Below are 19,373 nucleotides of genomic sequence, written 5' to 3' on the forward strand. Positions count from 1 at the left end.
AATTTTTTTAATCATAAATGAAAAAATATTTATTACTATTTACTCTCATTGGTTTATTTTCTTCTTACGCACTTTCGCAAACAGCAAAAATTAATGGACATATCGAAGATTTAAACCATCATATCATTGAACACGCAACAGCAAGAATCAAGCATTCCAATAGTCATTGTGAAGTCGATAAAAATGGAGATTTCTCTTTCAATGTTCATCCGGGGGAATACGAAATTATTATCTCAGCTGTCGGTTACATCAGCCGATATGAAAGAATACAAATCAAGGCAAATTATAAAATCATTCGAAACTATCATTTGAAAATTGATCCCAGAACAAATATAGACCAAGTCGTTGTAAAAGGGAAAAATGCGATTCAAAAAGTCAGAGAAACTCCATTCAATGTGGTTGCCTTGGATGCAAAATCTCAATACAATTCTACATTGGACCTTGCCCACCTATTGGATAAAGCATCAGGGGTAAAAATTAGAGAGACTGGTGGTATTGGTTCTGATATGAACATTACGTTGAATGGTTTTACTGGTCGGAATATCCGCGTATTTATGGATGGTGTTCCCATGGAAGGAATGGGATCAGCCTTCCAATTGAATAATATTCCAGTGAATGCTGCGGAAAGGATTGAAATCTACAAAGGGGTGGTTCCTATCGAATTTGGTGCCGATGCATTAGGAGGTGTAATCAATATTGTAACCAACCAATCCGCCAATAGCTCCATTGACGCCTCTTATTCCTACGGTTCATTCAACACGCATAAAAGCAATATTAGTCTTAACCATACCTTCAAATCCGGCATTTCATTCCAATTAAATGCCTTCCAGAATTATTCAGACAACGATTATAAGGTTAAAACTTCATATAGAGTTTTTGCTAAGGATAGAAACTCAACAGAGGAAGGTGATAACTGGCAATCAGGTTCTTCATGGTCGTCTGATTCGTCTTGGTTTAGAAGATTCCATGATAATTACCGGAATGAAACTGTAATTGCCAAAGTCGGTATAGTTGGTAAGAAATGGGCAGACCGAATGCTATTGGGTCTGACTATGGGACAAGTACATCGCGATATACAGAATGGATCTGAAATGAGATATGTATTTGGCGAAAGAACGGCTTTTAGTAAATCGATATTACCATCATTTGTCTATGACAAACGGAATTTATTTGTGGAGGGATTGAGTGTTCGAGCTACAGGAAACTACAATTATGAAAGGGCAGGCAGCGTGGATACTTCAGCATATAAATATAGTTGGGATGGCACAAGGAAATTAATGGCCGATCTACGTGGAGTCAATGCATCTTATGGAGAGGCTAGTTTGGGGATGTCAGAATACTCGAACAGCAATCAATCTGCATCCCTGGGCATAGGCTATCGAATCAATAAAAATCATTCCATCAACCTGAACAACAACATGTCTTATTACGTGCGTAAGCCAAATTTGGAAAGTATCGCCAATGGTCTTTATCCAGAATTACCTGCAGCCTCAGATAGCATGTCCCGCACAAGTTTAAAAAACAGTCTAGGACTCGAATATCGCTATACTTTCAATAGAAAATGGAACACCATTGTATTTGCAAAACATTATCTCAACAAAGCGAGTGGCCCATATACCAATGAAGAGAATATTACTTTCCGAAGAAATGAAGATGCCTCTAAAACAGGATACGGAATAGCGACAACCTACTTTCTGAAAAACCTGCAATTTAAAGCATCCGCAGAGAAAGCCTATCGACTTCCTAACGATAGAGAACTATTCGGAGATGAAATTCTTGACGAAGGAAATATTGCTTTAAAACCAGAAGAATCAAACAATTACAACCTCGGAATTACCTTTAACAAGGAGTTAAACCCAACCTTCAACCTCTATATTGATTGGTCAGGTTATCACCGTGATACTTACAATTTTATTCAACGCATGGCAGGCAGAAGAGGTGATGCATTAAATGGAGAGACCGTTTTTCTAAACAAAAATCATGGTCGAGTAACTAGATGGGGTATTGACCTTGAAGCTCGAATTTACTATAAAAACAAGGCTACTCTTGGTGGAACCTTTACTTACATGAATATTAGAGATAAGGCCCCATTTTCGAATCTTGCCCAAACTCAAGTAAATGGAAATTATGGATATAGAATGCCTAACCTTCCATATTTCTTCTGGAATGCTGATGCTTCTTATTATTTCCACAACCTGTTAGGAAAAGGTAATACCCTGAATTTAAACTGGTCTTTAAACTATGTCGATCAGATTTATCTACACTCCTATGCCTATGCTGATAAAGCATCGAAAGCTATCGTTCCAGAACAATGGTATTCGGATTTCTCAGCAACCTATATGCTGGAAAACGGAAAGTATAACATCAGCATAGAATCAAGAAACCTGACGAATGCAATGTTATATGACAATTTCAGCCTTCAAAAACCTGGAAGAAGTTTCTCTGTAAAACTGAGATACTACATCATTAAGCGAAACACAAACAAACATATTAACAACAAATAATAATTAACATGAGAAATCAATTCATTAAAAAATCATGGATTTTAGTATTGGGAGCATGCGCAATGGTTGCCTGTAAAGATGAAAACCCAATTCCTACAGTTCCGGTAGAGAAAAACCCGAAAGGTAATTTCATTATTGCGACCTTGGTCCCTGATGTAAACAATGCAACATACTATTTGACTGCCGCTTCATTGGAAAATGAAAAAGACAGTATTTCACCAAAGGGCGCTGGATTAGAGTTCACCAATACATTCTCTCAGTATATGTCTTATGGTTACGAAGGATTTGTGGCTATCAAATATGGTCGTGGAGATGCTCACGTTGGACAACGGTTCACGATTAATCCAGCTGGGGCTGCAACAACCATTGGAAACCAATTTGAAATTCAAAATGGTTTTGTAACAGCAGGTACAGTAGGTGATTACGCCTATACAATCATGAGTGGTTATAGAGCTGCTGATAAAACAGTCGGTACCATGAACCGCATCGGTTTATCAGCGGGCGAACCCCAATTCTTAACCTTCAAGGTAAACGAATTCAAAGGATATGAAGGTAAAAATGCAGCCTTGATTGGACTTGCAGATGGACAAGATGGTTCATTCTATACCAGTCTTCACTTCCATGAAAACAAGGAAATTGACGATGTTGTTGTCGCTAAGATTAATGCAAGAACTCTAAAAACTGAAGCTGTATTCTCAGACTCGCGTTTGTCAATCTCTGGAGCATTTTATCGTTCTGCACGTTACTCGCAAATTGGTGCCGCTTCAAATGGCGATATCTATGTGTTCTCTGGAAATAACTTCGGAACCAAGAAAGCAGGTGCTTTAGTGATTAAAAAAGGTGCTACAACATTCGACAAAAGCTATACCTATGACCTTGAAACCGCATCAGGAGGTTACCGTTTCAAAAAAGTATGGCACTTGAAAGACGATGTATTCCTAATCGAATTCTATAACAAAAAATATGCAGCTAATGAACAACCAGGACTTGATGGTTCAACACAATATGCAGTCGTTCATATGCAAAGCAAAAAATTCAATTGGATCAACGGAATTCCTGCCAAAGGAGATATCCCTAATGGCGTATCTTGGCCATATGTTTTCGGAGGAAAAGCTTACCTCGGAATTACAGCATTGGATAAATTCCCTCAATTCTACGTGGTAGATCCAAATACAGGTAATGCTAAAAAAGGTTTGGTAGTAAAAAATGCTAGTCAGATCGAAGCAGCTACATTTGTAGAAAAGAAATAAGTATTCTTATTCGCTTTTTAATAGCCAAGTTGGATGAAGATCTGACTTGGCTTTTTTGTGTAATTACTTCACCTAATTTTTGTATGAACCCTTACTAATCCTTCCCTAAAAACCACAAATTTATTACCCATAAACGAACCTGTATACACCCAAAACATGAACTTCATTTCGCCAAATTATACAAGGAAATACTATTAAGAATAAACCAACAAAAATTAATTACCTACTAATAATCAACCATATATCTTTTTGAAAACTACAGGACAGCACAGGATGCATTAACTTTTTATTACCTATATCTTTAATTGTATATCACAATTAACCATATAACTAATCAAACTAAATTAAACTCTAACCATTAAATTTTAGAAGAAAAAGACAACACAATTAACCAAAACTAACTAATCAAATTTCAACCGAATAATCATTAAGATTTTTCAAAAAAAATCATCCCTGCACAATTATTTGTGCATTGAATCCATATTGACTATTTGTTAACAATTGTTCAATATATTTTTCTATTGATAAATTTTAGCGTCGATTATTAATAAACCCTTTTATTAATAATCTCCAATTAAACCTGTTTTTAAAACCAATAAAAAAATAAATTATGGCAAAAACTAAGTTTCATTTTTTGAAGATCACGCTTTTTATTTGCTTTTCCTTAGCTCTTCAGACCATGGTATATGGTCAGACCACCAAAGTGACGGGAAATGTCAAAGATGGTGATGAAAATTTATCCGGAGTTTCGATCCAAGTGAAGGGAGTTACTGCACGAGGAACCCAAACTGACCCCAACGGAAATTTCATTATTGAATTGGACAAGATCCCCAATACGCTTGTATTTAGTATGGTGGGCTACTTGCGTCAGGAGGTACTCGTTCAGGATGCCTTGTCCTTAAACATTCAGATGCAGGTAGATTCAAGTTCCTTGGAGGAGGTAGTTGTGGTAGGATATGGAACCCAAAAGAAAACCGAAGTTGTTGGATCCGTCACATCAGTAAAACCGAAAGACTTAAAAATACCTGCCAGTAATCTTACAGCTGCATTCGCAGGTAATGTGGCAGGTATGATCGCTTACCAAAGAAGCGGTGAGCCCGGTGCTGATAATGCTGATTTCTTCGTTAGGGGAATTACCACCTTCGGTGCTAACACAAGGCCATTAATCCTGATTGACAACATCGAACTAACAACAACAGATCTAGCAAGATTACAACCCGATGATATCGAAAGCTTCTCAATCATGAAAGACGCCACGGCTACAGCACTTTATGGAGCACGGGGGGCAAATGGTGTTATTTTGGTAACCACCAAAAGAGGGGTCGAAGGGCCAGCAAAAATCTCCTTCCGCTCCGAAATGTCCATGAACCAACCTACTCAAAATATAGAATTAGCAGACCCGATTACTTACATGAAACTACATAATGAGTCGGTTCTAACAAGAAATCCCTTGGGAGATCTTCCCTATAGTCAAGATAAGATAGAAAATACACTAAAACCAGGTTCTAATGAATACATATACCCCGCCAATGATTGGTATAAAATGCTATTTAATGATTATGCTACCTCTCAAAGAGGAAACCTAAGTGTCACGGGTGGTGGAAAAGTAGCGCGATACTTTGTGTCAACGGCTTTTACAAATGATAACGGAATTCTAAAGGTCGACAAGAGAAATAGTTTCAACAACAACATCGACTTTAAAAACTATACCCTAAGAGCCAATGTTGATATCAACATAACTGAAAAAACTCAATTAGCCGTTAGGCTTTCAGGGAATTTTGATGACTATACCGGTCCAAATATTTCTGGTCAAGACATGTATAACTATGTCATGCATTCGAATCCTGTGATGTTCCCAGCATATTATCCTATTGACGAAGACTTTCACTATGTCAAACACATCATGTTCGGTAATTACCAAGGAAACTATAGAAACCCTTATGCGGAGATGGTGAGAGGATATACAGATAGAACCAGATCCCAAATGCTGGCAAGTGTAGAATTAAATCAGAATTTAGATTTTGTTGTCCCTGGTTTAAAATTCATGACCATGCTCAATTTATCCAGGTTATCAGAGTATTTCGTAAATCGGGCTTACAATCCTTATTGGTATCAACTGCGTGGAAACTATGATGCATTTACAGGAGAATATCACTTAGAACGCTTTAATGAAGATGGAACTGAATATCTAGATTATCGCGAAGGTCCTAAAACCGTAGATGCAACAACCTATTCTGAATCCCGATTAAACTATAATAATGTTTTCGGAAAACACGGCGTGAGTGGTCTATTGGTATTTACAACTAGGCAATGGATTGCAGCAAACCAAGGAAATCTACAACTTTCATTACCTTCTAGAAACGTAGGTTTAGCTGGTCGTTCGACTTATAATTACGACAATAAATACTTCTTTGAATTCAACTTTGGTTACAACGGTTCCGAGCGTTTTGCCAAAAACAATCGCTGGGGTTTCTTTCCTTCTGCAGGGGTTGCCTGGGTTGTGTCTAACGAGAACTTCTTTGAAAAATATAAATCTGCTATCCATAATTTAAAACTTAGGTATACCTATGGATTAGTAGGGAATGATCAAATTGGGGATCGTTATGACAGATTCTTCTATTTGTCCCAAGTGAATATGCAAGACGGTGGTAGAGGGAGTTATTTTGGGGAAAACTTAGACAAAGGTGGTCCAGGTATCCGGATAAATAGATATGCAAATGAAGCTATTACTTGGGAAAATTCCACCAAACAAAATGTGGCAATAGAACTGGGTTTATTCAATAAGGCAAATATCATCGCGGAATACTTTACTGAACATCGTAGAGATATTTTAATGACCAGAGCAGCCATCCCTTCAACCATGGGATTACAAGCACCTATCCGTGCAAATGTTGGTGAAGCAACAGCCAAAGGAATTGATATACAATCGGATTATACTCACAACATAAATGAGCATTTATGGTTATCCGCAAGAGCAAATTTCACCTATTCCACCAGTAAATTCAAAATCTATGAAGAGCCTGATTACAGTGAAGCATATAGATCAAGGGTTGGTCATTCATTGACCCAAAATTGGGGTTATATTGCAGAGCGATTATTCCTCGATGATGCTGAAGCCAACAACTCACCACTTCAAACTTTTGGTGGTCAATATGGCGGTGGAGACATCAAATACTTAGATGTAAATAAGGATGGACAGATAACCTCGGCTGACCAGGTGCCAATTGGTAATCCTACATCCCCAGAAATAATTTATGGATTTGGTACATCTGTTGGATATAAGGGATTCGACCTATCTGTGTTTTTCCAAGGATTAGCAAATGAATCCTTTTGGATAGACCCTGTAAAAACATCACCTTTTCAGAATCAAACACAATTATTAAAAGCTTATGCTGATTCGCATTGGTCTGAAGACAACCAAAATATGTATGCTTTATGGCCTAGATTGAGCAGCAATTTAGTAAACAATAATATCCAAAGCAGTACTTGGTTTATGCGTGACGGAACTTTCCTCCGTCTAAAACAAGCTGAAATTGGATATGCAATTCCAGGAAAATGGAAGGAAAGAATTCATCTCAATAATTTTAGGGTATACCTCAGTGGAACAAACTTACTCATGTTCAGCAAATTCAAATTATGGGATGTGGAAATGGGTGGAAATGGATTAGGTTATCCTTTGCAAAAGGTATTTAACCTAGGAATTAACTTATCCTTTAACTAATGAAACTTTGGAATATGAAAACTATTAACAACTACATAAAATTAAAATTTGCGCTATTTATTTCATTGATAACTCTTTCAACCTCATGCAATAAATACTTAGACATTGTACCTGACGATGGTCTTGCAACATTAGAAAGCGCATTTACTTTAAGATCTACAGCGATAAGGTACCTATACACATGCTATGGGTTTATGACTTCCGAAGGAAATCTTGATGGCGACCATGGATATATGTCTGGTGACGAGTTGTGGTCAGTAATTGATCGTCGAGAAAGCCAAGGAATTTGGAATGGAATTATGTTTAACATGGCTCGAGGATTTCAAACTGCCTCAAATCCTTATGGTGATGACTGGTCAGGTATATATGAAGGAATTCGTGCTTGTAACATCATGCTTGAAAACATTGATAAGGTGCCTGATCTACCTGAATGGGAAAAAATTCAATGGATTGGAGAGACAAAATTCCTGAAAGCTTATTACCACTTTCATCTATTGAAAAAATGGGGACCAATTCCGTTGGTTAAAGAAAATTTATCCATCAATGCTAGCTTGGATGAGATTAGGGTTTTTCGTCAACCTATCGATGAAGGCTTTGATTATGTCATTCAATTAATGAATGAGGCCATTCCTAATCTGCCATTAAAGGTTCAAAGTAGAGATGAACTCGGTAGAATTACTAGACCTATTGCTGCTTCAATGAAAGCAAAGATTATGGTTTATGCTGCAAGTCCATTATTCAACAACAATAAAGATCAAGCAAACCTGATCGATAAAAATGGAACCAAACTCTTCAAAACTGACAAATCTCCTGCAGAGGTAAAGAAAAGATGGGATGATGCGGTAATTGCCTGTAAAGAAGCAATTAAGATTTGTGATGAGGCAAGCCATATCCTTTACACTCATCAAGGAAGAGTACGTGTAAATGACACCATCAAACTTCAATTGGATATCAGAAATGCTATTACGGAGAAATGGAACTCAGAGGTTATTTGGGCAAATGTTCATACCTCATTAGGAGCGAACAGAAATTTACAGTTAGCATCCTCTCCCAACTTACAATGGGAACAATATCCGGATATGCCAAGCTTGTACAATCATATCCAACCCCCTTTAAAAATTGTTGATCAATTCTATACAAACCATGGTATTCCTATTCAAAACGATTTGGAATGGTTAAGAAAAAATCAGTTAGCCCTAAGAGCAGGTGCCGAAAAAGATCGTTGGTACATACGCCCAGGATACGTTACGGCAGAAATGAATTACAACAGAGAACCAAGGTTTTACGCATGGTTAGGGTTTGATGGTGGACAGTGGTACGGTCAAAAACCAGAGGTAAATGACCCCGTCCCTGCAGATATGTTTTGGGTAGCTAGTCGTGTCGGTGGAAATCAACAGAAAAAAGGCCATGATTGGGGACCTGTCTCTGGTTATTACCTGAAAAAAGTAATCCATTATCAAAATCGCCAATCCTCTGCAACTGGATATGATGCAATTACCTATCCTTGGCCATTGCTCAGAGTAGCTGATTTATATTTACTATACGCAGAAGCAATTAATGAATCGGAAGGCCCAACAGGTGCAAATAGTGGCGACTTATTTAAATACATAGATTTAGTTCGTGAAAGAGCAGGTCTTCCTGGGGTTAAAGAAGCTTGGGATAAATATTCAAACAGTCCTAGAAGATATGCCAATCAGCAAAATATGAGAGAAATTATTCAAAGAGAGAGACTGATTGAGTTAACCTTCGAAAGCAACCGCTATTGGGATATCAGAAGATGGAAAACCGCTCCTGCTGAATATGAAAAAGGCATGTATGGTTTCAAGGTTACTGCCAGCAAGCCCGAAGAATACTATCAAAAGATTTTGATGACCACACAAAAATTCTCAAGCAGAGATTACTTCTGGCCAATACAAATTTCATTGATCGAACAAAATCCTAACCTAATTCAAAACATTGGATGGTAATTAATCTGAATTCTAAAGCTATGAAAAGAATAATATATAGTATGATAATACTTTTTGCACTTATAGGATGTAAAGAGGAAGGAAGACTAGATTTTATTGATGGTCAAGGTGCTGCACCATCTTCAGTAGAAGTCAAGGCTGTCCGAAATACTTCCGGTGGTGCAATAATCACTTATAAGGTGCCTGCAGACCCCAATCTTTTGGGAGTAAAAGCAGTATACACCAGAAATGGAAAAACCGTGGAGACCAAAGGTTCAATATATGTAGACACCTTAATGGTTGAAGGGTTTGGAAGTTCTGCTGAACAAAAAATTGAACTATTTGGAATTGGCAGAAATGAAAAATTATCTGCGCCTGTTTCAGTCACAATTAACCCACTTCCTCCACCTGTTCAAGTTGTAAAATTTGATGTTGAAGCCGGATTTGGTGGTGTTGTATTAGGTATTGATGAAAATAAAACAAATGCAGATTTATCCTTGATCCTTTTAGCTGACACCTTGGGAAATGGAACATTCTTAGACATCCAAACCTTCCACACTAAATCGGGAAAAATAAAATTCTCCCGAAGAGGATTAAAAATAAAACCTACAAAATTCGGAATGTACCTCAGAGACCGATGGAATAATGTTTCTGACACAATTTACCGTACACTTACTCCAGTTGAAGAAGTCCGAATTCCTAGTGAATTATTTAGAAACGCTGCATTACCAACAGATTATTTCTTAACGGCTGAAAATAACTCCGGATATCGTTTAGAGCAACTGTGGTTAGGAGCTGACGCTTCAACAGCAGGGGATTTCTATGCAACCTCTCACAGTGCTCCTATTCCTCAATGGTTTACCATTGAACTCGGCCAAAAAGTTTCTATAAGCAGGATACAAAAGTGGCCACGCCAAGGATATGAATTGTATTCCAGTACTGCACCAAGAACTTTTGAAGTTTGGGGAAGTGACAATCCTAATCCAGATGGAAGTTTCGACAATAGCTGGTTTTTGATTGGCGAGTTTGAACAATTCAAACCTTCTGGATACGGCGAAGGTAGAGAGGTAGGACCAGTAACCGCTGAAGATGAAGATTATTGGTACAATAAAACAGAGTTTGATGTGGTGCCAACTGAAAGTGCTACGGATCCATATCGACCAGTTACACATATCAGGATTAGAGTAACCTCGACGTTCCAAACATATGGAACTGAAACCAGTAGAAGTCAAGTTATCATTGCTCAATTAGCATTTTGGGGACAAATAAAGAAATAATAAGCATGAAAAAACATATTTTATATTTGATATTAATCCTATCTGCATTATCCTCTTGTAAGGAAATGGATAGTGAATACAAAGACTTTATCGTCCCTAATGGTTATACATACCCTCAAAGAGCTGATTCATTAAAAATTTATCCCGGATTCAACAAATTGAGGTTGGTTTGGAGAACACCAAAATCGCCAACTGTCAAATACGCTATGGTCCATTGGAATAATTACAATGACTCGTTGAAGGTGGAGTGGAAAGATAATCAGGATAGCATCATTGTTGATATTCCGAAATTATCAGAAACATCCTATACCTTTTTCATCAAAAATTATGATGAATTTGGAAACATCTCACTACCAGTAGATGGAACAGGAACCCCTTACGGTGATAATTATCTATTGGGTGCAACTGATAGAACATACATTTTGGCAACAAGGGATTCGGATAAAAAAGGTACTATTACCTGGGGCCCAAAGACCACAGATTTAGTATATACAGAGGTACGATATACCACTAGTTCTGGAACAAAGAAAACTGTAAGAGTTGATTTTGATCAGGACAAAATGACTTATCCTGATATTAAGCCTGGCGAACTCTTTGAATATCGTTCAGTCTTTCTGCCAAGAAATGGTATTGATTCTATTGCTAGGGATTGGCAAACTTCTGAAAAACCATTCATGTATAAATTCCCTACCACAAAATGGGTTGCAACGGCAAGAAATGGAAATCACCCATGGGGTGATGGTGGCGGCGGACAACCAGCTCTATTATTTGATGGAAATAAAGCAACCGGCTGGCATTCATCTGTTGGAGCACCTCTACCACAGGTGGTAGTCACTGATTTTAATGAATCATTAGAACTTGATAATATCATCATCTATCCACCAGCACAAACTAACTGGAGGTATATTAAAAATGTAGATATTTACTTATCAGACACTCCACTACCTGCTGATGCGCCTTCTCCTAGTTGGGGAAAACCGATAGCTTCCGCAACATATTCAGGGCAAGATGCTTTCACAATTAAATTTGACTCGGTCAAAAAAGGAAGATACCTCGCAATCGTTTTCCTCGATTCCTCTTCCGGAAATACCTATGTCAGTTTCATGGAATTAGAAGCATATGGTTATTAAAACAAAAACAACATAAATATCTTCAAAACAAAAGCTACTCCAAAGAGTAGCTTTTTTCACTAATAATATAATCAACCTAATTACAATTCTATTCTAACTTTCTCGCCTCCTTCAATTCCAAAATCTTCAGCCTTAACCATTACCTCAATACCTTTATCAGACTTATTCTCAATTTCCATAAATCCTTTATTGATTTTTATGGATAAAATAACCCCTCTAAATCCGATTCGGAAAGTAAAGGAATCCCATTGTTCTGGAAGGAATGGATTGAAAAACAATTTATTTTCTTTTATGCGCATTCCGGCAAAACCTTGGACGATACTCATCCAAGTACCTGCCATTGAGGTAATATGAAGTCCGTCTTCCGTATCATTATTATAATCATCAAGATCTAATCTTGCTGTACGCAGATAGAATTCATAAGCTCGCGCTTCATCATTAAGTTTGGCAGCGATGATGCTATGTAGACAAGGTGAAAGGGAACTTTCGTGAACCGTACGCGGCTCATAAAAATCAAAATTCCGACGGATTTCATCCAATTCAAAATCATCCTCAAAGAAATACATGCCTTGCAAAACATCTGCTTGCTTGATGAAACAGGATCTTAAAATCCTATCCCAACTCCATTTTTGATTCAATGGACGCTCAGATGCTGGTAGGTCTTTTACCAACCACTGCTCTTTATCCATATAACCATCTTGCTGTAGATATATTTTTAGCTTTTCATGGTAAGGATAATACATGTTCTCAGCGATTTCTTTCCATAATTCCAACTCCTCAGTTTCCAAATCCAAATTGTTAATAATATCATCCAATCTGCTTTGATTGGAGTCTTTAACAAATTCAATGGCTTCCTGGGCATATTTCAAACACCAAACCGCTAAATAATTGGTATACCAATTATTGTTCACATTATTCTCGTACTCATTAGGACCAGTTACACCAAGAATCACATATTTCTCCCGCTCCCCACTCCAATTCACCCGCTGTGCCCAGAATCTAGCAATCCCAATTAGAACTTCCAAGCCATATTGCGGTAGGTAATCCCAATCTTGTGTATAATTGATATAGTTGTAAATCGCATAAGCAATAGCTCCATTCCTATGAATCTCCTCAAAGGTAATTTCCCATTCATTATGACTCTCAGTACCATCCATGGTTACCATTGGAAATAAAGCCGCACCATTTCTAAAGCCCAGCATCTCTGCATTCTCAATAGCTTTTTGCAAATGGTTATAGCGATAAACCAACAGGTTTCTTCCTACTTCTTGTTCTGCTGTTGAAAGATAAAATGGAATACAATAGGCTTCAGTATCCCAATAGGTAGCACCTGCATATTTCTCCCCAGTAAAACCTTTCGGACCAATATTCAATCTAGAATCAGTTCCTGTATAAGTTTGAAACAGTTGAAAAATATTGAATCGAATTCCTTGTTGCGCCTTTACATCGCCGTCAATCTGAATATCACTCTGATCCCATTTTCTTGCCCATGCATTTTTTTGGTCTTCTAACAATTTATCGAATCCCAATTCTACTGCTGACCACAACTTATGCTCACAACTATCAAATAACTCATTTGAAGGATAATTCAAAGACGATTGTACCGAGACAATTTTTATTATTGTCAGTTCCGTTCCAGCTTGAGCAGCCACTTGAAACTCTTCTGCACAGAACTTTATTTCTTGAACTAGCTGATGATTAAGAAGCTCTGCTTCCTGATCAGCAATGTAAATTTTAGTGTTTGCCCCTACACAAAGCTCAAAACCTGTTTTTAAAGTTTTAGTCTGTAGGAAGATCCCTTTATCCGAGAATTTATCTCCTACTTCCTCCCAAAACTTGAAATCATAATTACTATCTTCATTGACAATATCTCCATCCGCTTTGGATACAATTTTGAGTTCCGCATCAAAATTTAAAGGAGTAATCTGATATTTTATGGCGCCGATTTCATCATCTGCAATACTGCAAAAACGAAGCGCTTCTACTTTTACCTCAGATCCTTCCGCCAGCACTGCTACAAAAGATCTTTGTAAATAGCCTTCCTGCATATTCAGGACCCGTTTAAAATCCTTTACCTCGCAAGTCGCTAGATCAAGTAACTGACCATTGATATAAATATCAATACCAATCCAATTTGTGGAATTAATTACTTTATCAAATGTTGGCGGATAACCATTCTTCCACCAGCCTACTCTAGTTTTATCCGGAAAATAAATCCCTGCAACATAGGACCCTTGAAGCGTTTCTCCTGAGTAATGTTCTTCAAAGTTGGCACGCTGCCCCATCTTACCATTCCCTATACTGAAAAGACTTTCAGAAATCTTGTTAAGTTTCGGATCAAAACCTTCTTCGATAATATTCCAAGGATCGGCTTGGATATAATTTTTCATAAAATAATTGTTAGTTAGTTGCTAAAATAGATTTTGAATAGTCCTCAAATCAATCGCAGTAAGATCTTCTACCACTAATTGTGCTTCACCCAACTCCTCCTCATTGCCAATTCCTATAGCTTTCATATTTCCTTTTATGGCTGCTTCAACGCCGGCACTCGCATCTTCAAATACGACGCAATATTCCGGAGATACGCCTAGCAATTCGGCTCCTCTTAAGAAAACCTCAGGGTCTGGTTTTGATTTACTCACAATATTACCATCCACCAAAGCATCAAAATAAGGCTTCAAACCTGTATTGTCTAGAATAAGCTTCGCATTCTTGCTCGCTGATCCCAATCCGATTTTGATATGGTTCGCTTTTAATTCATCCAATAACTTTAGGGCTCCCGGCAATACTTCATTCTGCGTCATCCCTGAAATCATTTCCACATACCAGCCATTCTTCAAACTTGCTAGCTCATCCTGCTTCTCCTGCGGCATTTCCATGCCTGCCCAATTCAATATCTTACGCAAACTCTCCACCCTACTAATCCCTTTCAATTGCTCATTTTCCTTCTCTGTAAAATCAAGACCCAATGTATTCGCCAACTGCTTCCATGCTAAATAATGGTATTTCGCAGTATCCACTAATACACCGTCAAGATCAAATAAACACGCCTCTAAACCCATTCAATATTTATTTTAATTCAAATACTTGTGTACTGATACCCGGAATCTCAATCTCCTCAATATTGCTTAATGTTGCTCCACTAATAATATTCAAAGCTTGTTTATGGGGTCCAAATCCCTCCTGATATCGTTTCGTATTCAACTTTATACTTTCTTGTTTACTATTCATCACCACCATCACCCTTTTGTCCTGATTGTAGCGGAAATACACATAAACCCCATCCTCCGGAATAAACTGCAACATGTTGCCATCTTGTAATACTGGATTATTCTTACGATAATTGGCTAAGGTTTTTACCAGATTAAAGGCTTCATTCTCCTTTTCTGTACGCCCTTTAGCAGTGAATTTATTCGCTTTATCTTTTGGCCATCCACCTGGAAAATCCTCCCGCACCAAACCATCGGGGCTGGCAAAATTCTTCATCAGAATCTCTGTACCATAATACAATTGCGGTATTCCCCGGGTCGTAAATAACCAGGCAATTCCTGAGTTAAACTTATTGATATCCTCTCCAACAACCGACAAAAAGCGACTTAAATCATGATTGTCCAAAAACACTACATTTTTATACGGATCTTCATACATAAAGTCATTTGCGAAGGTATTATACAATCGAACTACACCGTCCATCCATCCGAACTTACCATTCAATGCCTCAATAATTCCCCAATAAGCTTGAAAATCAGTAACTCCTTGTAACTTGGTGTCGATGCCTTGATTGATTTTATCACCCTTAGTGAAATAAGCTTGATTTGGAACTCCATGCACCCAAGTCTCCCCAAAATAGGTCATCTTCGGATACTCCCTGTCAATTGCCTCGCCCCACTCTGCCATAAATCCTAGATCATTATAGGCATAGGTGTCCAATCTAAATCCATCTACCCCCATTTCCTCAATCCACCAGATGTGGCTTTGAGTGATATAATTCTTCACAAACGGATTATTCTGGTTCATATCCGGCATATGCTTATCGAACCAACCATTCATCATGATATCTTTATCCGATTTCGTTGCATAGGGATCCATATGTATTTGCTCCCGATAATTGGTCTTGGTAAATGTGTCCCACTGATGCACCCAATCCTTCATCGGCATGTCTTTCACTGTAAAATGTTCCGTTCCAAAGTGATTGTGCACCAAGTCCTGAACCATCTTGATTCCGCGTTTATGACATTCCTCGATCAACTTCTTATAAGCATCATTCCCTCCGAACCTAGGGTCTACATAATAACTTTCAGTATTGGCATAACCATGGTAGGAAGTTAATGGCTGATCATTGGTTAATACCGGATTCAACCATAATGCGGTTACTCCTAATTCTTGCAGATAATCCAGATTATTGATAATGCCTTGCAGATCTCCACCATGTCTATAATACATACTATCTCGGTTCAAAGTCTGGTCCGCCATTCCTTTGATCCTATCATTGGAGGTATCCCCATTGGCAAAGCGATCTGGCATAATCAAGTATATGAAATCTGAAGAGTTTACCCCTTGGAGAGTATGCTTAGCCGCATCTCTTTCCTTTAAATCATATAACCTTGTAAAGTCTTTTTTACCAGCTTCTTTGAAAATCAAGGATACTTTTCCTGCTTTCGCTTCCGGATGAATCTTTAAATCCAAAAACAGATAGTTAGGGTTTTCTACTTGATTTTGCTTTAGGATTTCAACCCCTGGATAGTTTACCGAAACTGTCTTCTTCGAGATATTATTGCCATAAACCAATAATTGCACATTTGGATTTTTCATTCCAACCCACCAGTTTAAGGGTTCAATTCTCTCTACTTGAGCGTTTGAAACAAGATTTATAAAAATGAAAATTATGGCAATAACGTATCTCATATCTGTTTATTGTTTAGTTCTTTACTATGGTGAATGTTAAATCTGTCGGGTTCATCGTGATGGTATAAGAACCAGCCTCAGTCACCTTGATATTTGCGCCTCCTAAGGATAGCGCCCCATTACTTCCACCTAAATTGGTTCCCCAATCATGGTTCTTACGGAATTTGAATTCCCCAGTATTTAGGTTCGTTTTTAGCACCCAATTCCCTTTACCATCATTTACAAACTTCATATCGGCATCAACAGACCAATTTGAATTTGGAACCGCATCGCCAATCATTCCCCAAATTGCAGTTGGCTCAATGGTCCAGGTATTGCTATTCATATCCATGGTCAACAACATGGTCCCTGCAGCAGGTGCTTGGAAATTACCGCCAGTTGGACTGATTGTACCACTTCCACCATCACCATAATTCACATTCCAATTCTTAGCTGGCGTAATCTTGAATCCAAACTTGCCCTCTGGGAAGTTGATAACACCCGTATAAATTCCATTTCCAGTAAGAGAAATTAAACTATCCGCAGTCCCCGGATCCCAACCTTGATAATCTCCAGGAAGGTAAATCCAAGAAGTCAATGGAATTGGTTTTGTGTTGATATTTACAACATTACTGTAGACAGCAGTATTAGGTGAGATACTGGATTTCAATCTTACCTCAACATCAGAATTCGCATCAAATGGAAGATTCATCGCTGATAAAAGATTATTTAACTCTAATCCTGTATAGCTTCTGCTCGTTACACCATTTGCGAAAACAACTTCTCTCGCAGGAGTAAAATTGCTACCCTTCAATCCAAATTGTAGGGAATAGGTTATCCCAGCATTATACCCGAAATCTGATTCCGTATGGGTAAATTCCACAACCTTACTATTCAATGTTTCTTTCGTCAGGTTGATGGTAGTCGCGGTGCTTTTCAAGCTTCCCGACTGTCCTTCCCCTGCAATTGTCCTTACTTCATCCTTCTCGCATGAAGTCAGCATGATGCTGCTCAGACAAAATAAAACCAAAAGTTTATTTAATAATTTCATAAGTTCTAAGTATTAATGTTAATAGCCTTGGTTTTGTGTCAAATTCGTATTGGCAATAACATCTGATGCTGGCAATGGAAGCAATGTTCTAAAGTCTTCAATGGATCTTCCATCTTTAACCCCACCTTTCCAAGGCCAGATATAATTACTTCCAGTGAATTTTCCGAAACGAATTAAATCCGTTCTGCGGTATCCCTCGAAGTATAATTCTCTCGCTCTTTCATTTAAGATATCATCTAAGGAAATTGCTGAAGCATTTCCACTGGTATTACCATAGGCTCTTCTTCTAACTTGGTTAAAATAATTTAACGCTTGAGCCGTTGAACCTCCAGCACCTCCACGCAATACAGCTTCTGAATACATCAAGTAAACATCTGCCAATCGGAATAATGGAAAATCCAAAGAGCTGAACGTTCCACCTTGTGATGCCCCCGGAGTACCTGTAGATTTCATATTCTTGAACTTCGTAATCCGTAATCCGTCCTTGAACTCACCCAACTCATCATTTTCAATTTTATCACCAAAGAACATCGCTCTCTTATCTGTATTACCACTGTAATCAGGGAAAGCTAATGGAACCATTTTGGTTGAACGGTTACCACCCCAGCCACCTGTAGGAACTCCATAGTTTGCTGGTGTCATATCTCCGTTGATCAATGAATTGATCAAAAAGGTTGTTCCTCCAAAATTTCTGGTTTTCACACCATCATAGTTGATGGAAAAGATTATTTCATCTTTACTGGTTACATAATTATCTTCCAAGAACAAGTTTGCATAGCTACTTGCTAATGTATACCCGCCATTGATGATTTTATTGGCATAAGTAATAGCTTCTGTATACTTTCCTTGACCGGTATAAACTTGAGAATTCAAATACAATCTGGTCAATAAGGTCCAAACTGCGCCTTGATCTGCACGTCCATATTCATTGGTTTTCGCTGCTTTGATAATCGGTTCGATCGCCAATAATTCTTTCTCTATATAACTGAATAATTCTGGACGCTTAATCTGGTTTGGAGAAACCTTTCCAATGGTATTTTCCTCAGTAATAAATGGAGGATTACCGAATAAATCTAATAATACCCAATATTGATAGGCTCTTACGAATCTCGCTTCCGCACGATAAGCTTCGATTTCCGCAGTATTACTGATACCTCGTGCCGAAAGCTTCTCTGGAGTACTCTCTCTTAAGAACTCATTGACAACCGTAATGGTATATAGCGTACGAGTATATAAACCTTTAACCATAATATTATCCGCATCTGGTGTACCATAAACAATATCGGGAACTCCCGGGTCATTCCAACCACATAAAGTCTCATCTGAAGTCAATTGCTGAATATTCCAATACAAGCGAAAGAAATCCGACTGACCCGCATCAATACCCGCTAAGTCACTCGCTCCTTCACCTCCACCAGAAGTCATCGATAAACTTCCATAGATTTTTAGAAAGGCTTCTTTATATCCTTGCTCCGAACTGTAAACCTGATCGGCTGTAATATCATTCTTCGGGGTCAAATCCAATAAGTCCTCACTACATGAAGAAATGGATAAGATGAGCATGCTTCCCCAAATCGTATTTTTTATTAATCTTTTCATGAATTTCCTAT

General features: G+C 38.0%; 11 protein-coding genes. 6 read left to right on the plus strand and 5 right to left on the minus strand.

Going from position 1 to position 19,373, the window contains the following annotated elements; all coding sequences use genetic code 11:
- Positions 1 to 17 precede the first annotated feature (17 nt).
- The 6 genes from ACF3OC_RS17305 to ACF3OC_RS17330 all read left to right on the plus strand — a co-directional run bounded on the left by ACF3OC_RS17305 (position 18) and on the right by ACF3OC_RS17330 (position 11,828).
- Complete coding sequence (locus ACF3OC_RS17305; RefSeq protein WP_277711498.1) at positions 18 to 2,504, plus strand: TonB-dependent receptor plug domain-containing protein; 2,487 nt, start codon at positions 18 to 20, stop codon at positions 2,502 to 2,504.
- Positions 2,505 to 2,512: 8 nt separating this feature from the next.
- Positions 2,513 to 3,754 (plus strand): DUF4374 domain-containing protein, encoded by a 1,242-nt coding sequence (locus ACF3OC_RS17310; RefSeq protein WP_392470153.1) that lies wholly within the window; start codon positions 2,513 to 2,515, stop codon positions 3,752 to 3,754.
- 610 nt (positions 3,755 to 4,364) lie between these two features.
- Complete coding sequence (locus tag ACF3OC_RS17315; RefSeq protein WP_277711501.1) at positions 4,365 to 7,475, plus strand: TonB-dependent receptor; 3,111 nt, start codon at positions 4,365 to 4,367, stop codon at positions 7,473 to 7,475.
- A gap of 14 nt (positions 7,476 to 7,489) precedes the next feature.
- Positions 7,490 to 9,442, plus strand: a complete 1,953-nt coding sequence (locus ACF3OC_RS17320; RefSeq protein ID WP_094257473.1) for a RagB/SusD family nutrient uptake outer membrane protein — start codon at positions 7,490 to 7,492, stop codon at positions 9,440 to 9,442.
- A 20-nt stretch (positions 9,443 to 9,462) separates the two neighbouring features.
- Positions 9,463 to 10,698: a DUF4959 domain-containing protein gene (locus ACF3OC_RS17325; protein WP_169715189.1), complete on the plus strand. Its 1,236-nt coding sequence runs from the start codon at positions 9,463 to 9,465 to the stop codon at positions 10,696 to 10,698.
- A gap of 5 nt (positions 10,699 to 10,703) precedes the next feature.
- Positions 10,704 to 11,828: a DUF4998 domain-containing protein gene (locus tag ACF3OC_RS17330; RefSeq protein ID WP_094257210.1), complete on the plus strand. Its 1,125-nt coding sequence runs from the start codon at positions 10,704 to 10,706 to the stop codon at positions 11,826 to 11,828.
- Positions 11,829 to 11,908: 80 nt separating this feature from the next.
- Here the strand turns inward: ACF3OC_RS17330 and ACF3OC_RS17335 are convergent, their stop codons facing one another.
- From ACF3OC_RS17335 to ACF3OC_RS17355, 5 genes are read right to left on the minus strand one after another with little or no spacing between them, the layout of a single operon-like run.
- Positions 11,909 to 14,218 (minus strand): family 65 glycosyl hydrolase domain-containing protein, encoded by a 2,310-nt coding sequence (locus tag ACF3OC_RS17335; RefSeq protein WP_277711504.1) that lies wholly within the window; start codon positions 14,216 to 14,218, stop codon positions 11,909 to 11,911.
- 21 nt (positions 14,219 to 14,239) lie between these two features.
- Complete coding sequence (gene pgmB, locus ACF3OC_RS17340) at positions 14,240 to 14,890, minus strand: beta-phosphoglucomutase (RefSeq protein WP_094257212.1); 651 nt, start codon at positions 14,888 to 14,890, stop codon at positions 14,240 to 14,242.
- A 7-nt stretch (positions 14,891 to 14,897) separates the two neighbouring features.
- Positions 14,898 to 16,733 carry a glycoside hydrolase family 13 protein gene (locus ACF3OC_RS17345; RefSeq protein WP_277711506.1) on the minus strand — a complete coding sequence of 612 codons (1,836 nt, stop codon included), beginning with the start codon at positions 16,731 to 16,733 and terminating at the stop codon, positions 14,898 to 14,900.
- 13 nt (positions 16,734 to 16,746) lie between these two features.
- A complete protein-coding gene (locus ACF3OC_RS17350; protein ID WP_392470159.1) occupies positions 16,747 to 17,763 on the minus strand; it encodes a SusE domain-containing protein in 1,017 nt (338 codons plus the stop codon).
- Between the two features lie 18 nt (positions 17,764 to 17,781).
- The gene (locus tag ACF3OC_RS17355; RefSeq protein ID WP_094257215.1) at positions 17,782 to 19,362 is read right to left on the minus strand and encodes a RagB/SusD family nutrient uptake outer membrane protein; all 1,581 of its coding nucleotides are present in this window, start codon (positions 19,360 to 19,362) and stop codon (positions 17,782 to 17,784) included.
- Positions 19,363 to 19,373: the final 11 nt, after the last annotated feature.

The sequence above is a fragment of the Sphingobacterium cellulitidis genome, assembly GCF_043187465.1.
Taxonomy (GTDB): Bacteria; Bacteroidota; Bacteroidia; order Sphingobacteriales; family Sphingobacteriaceae; genus Sphingobacterium; species Sphingobacterium cellulitidis.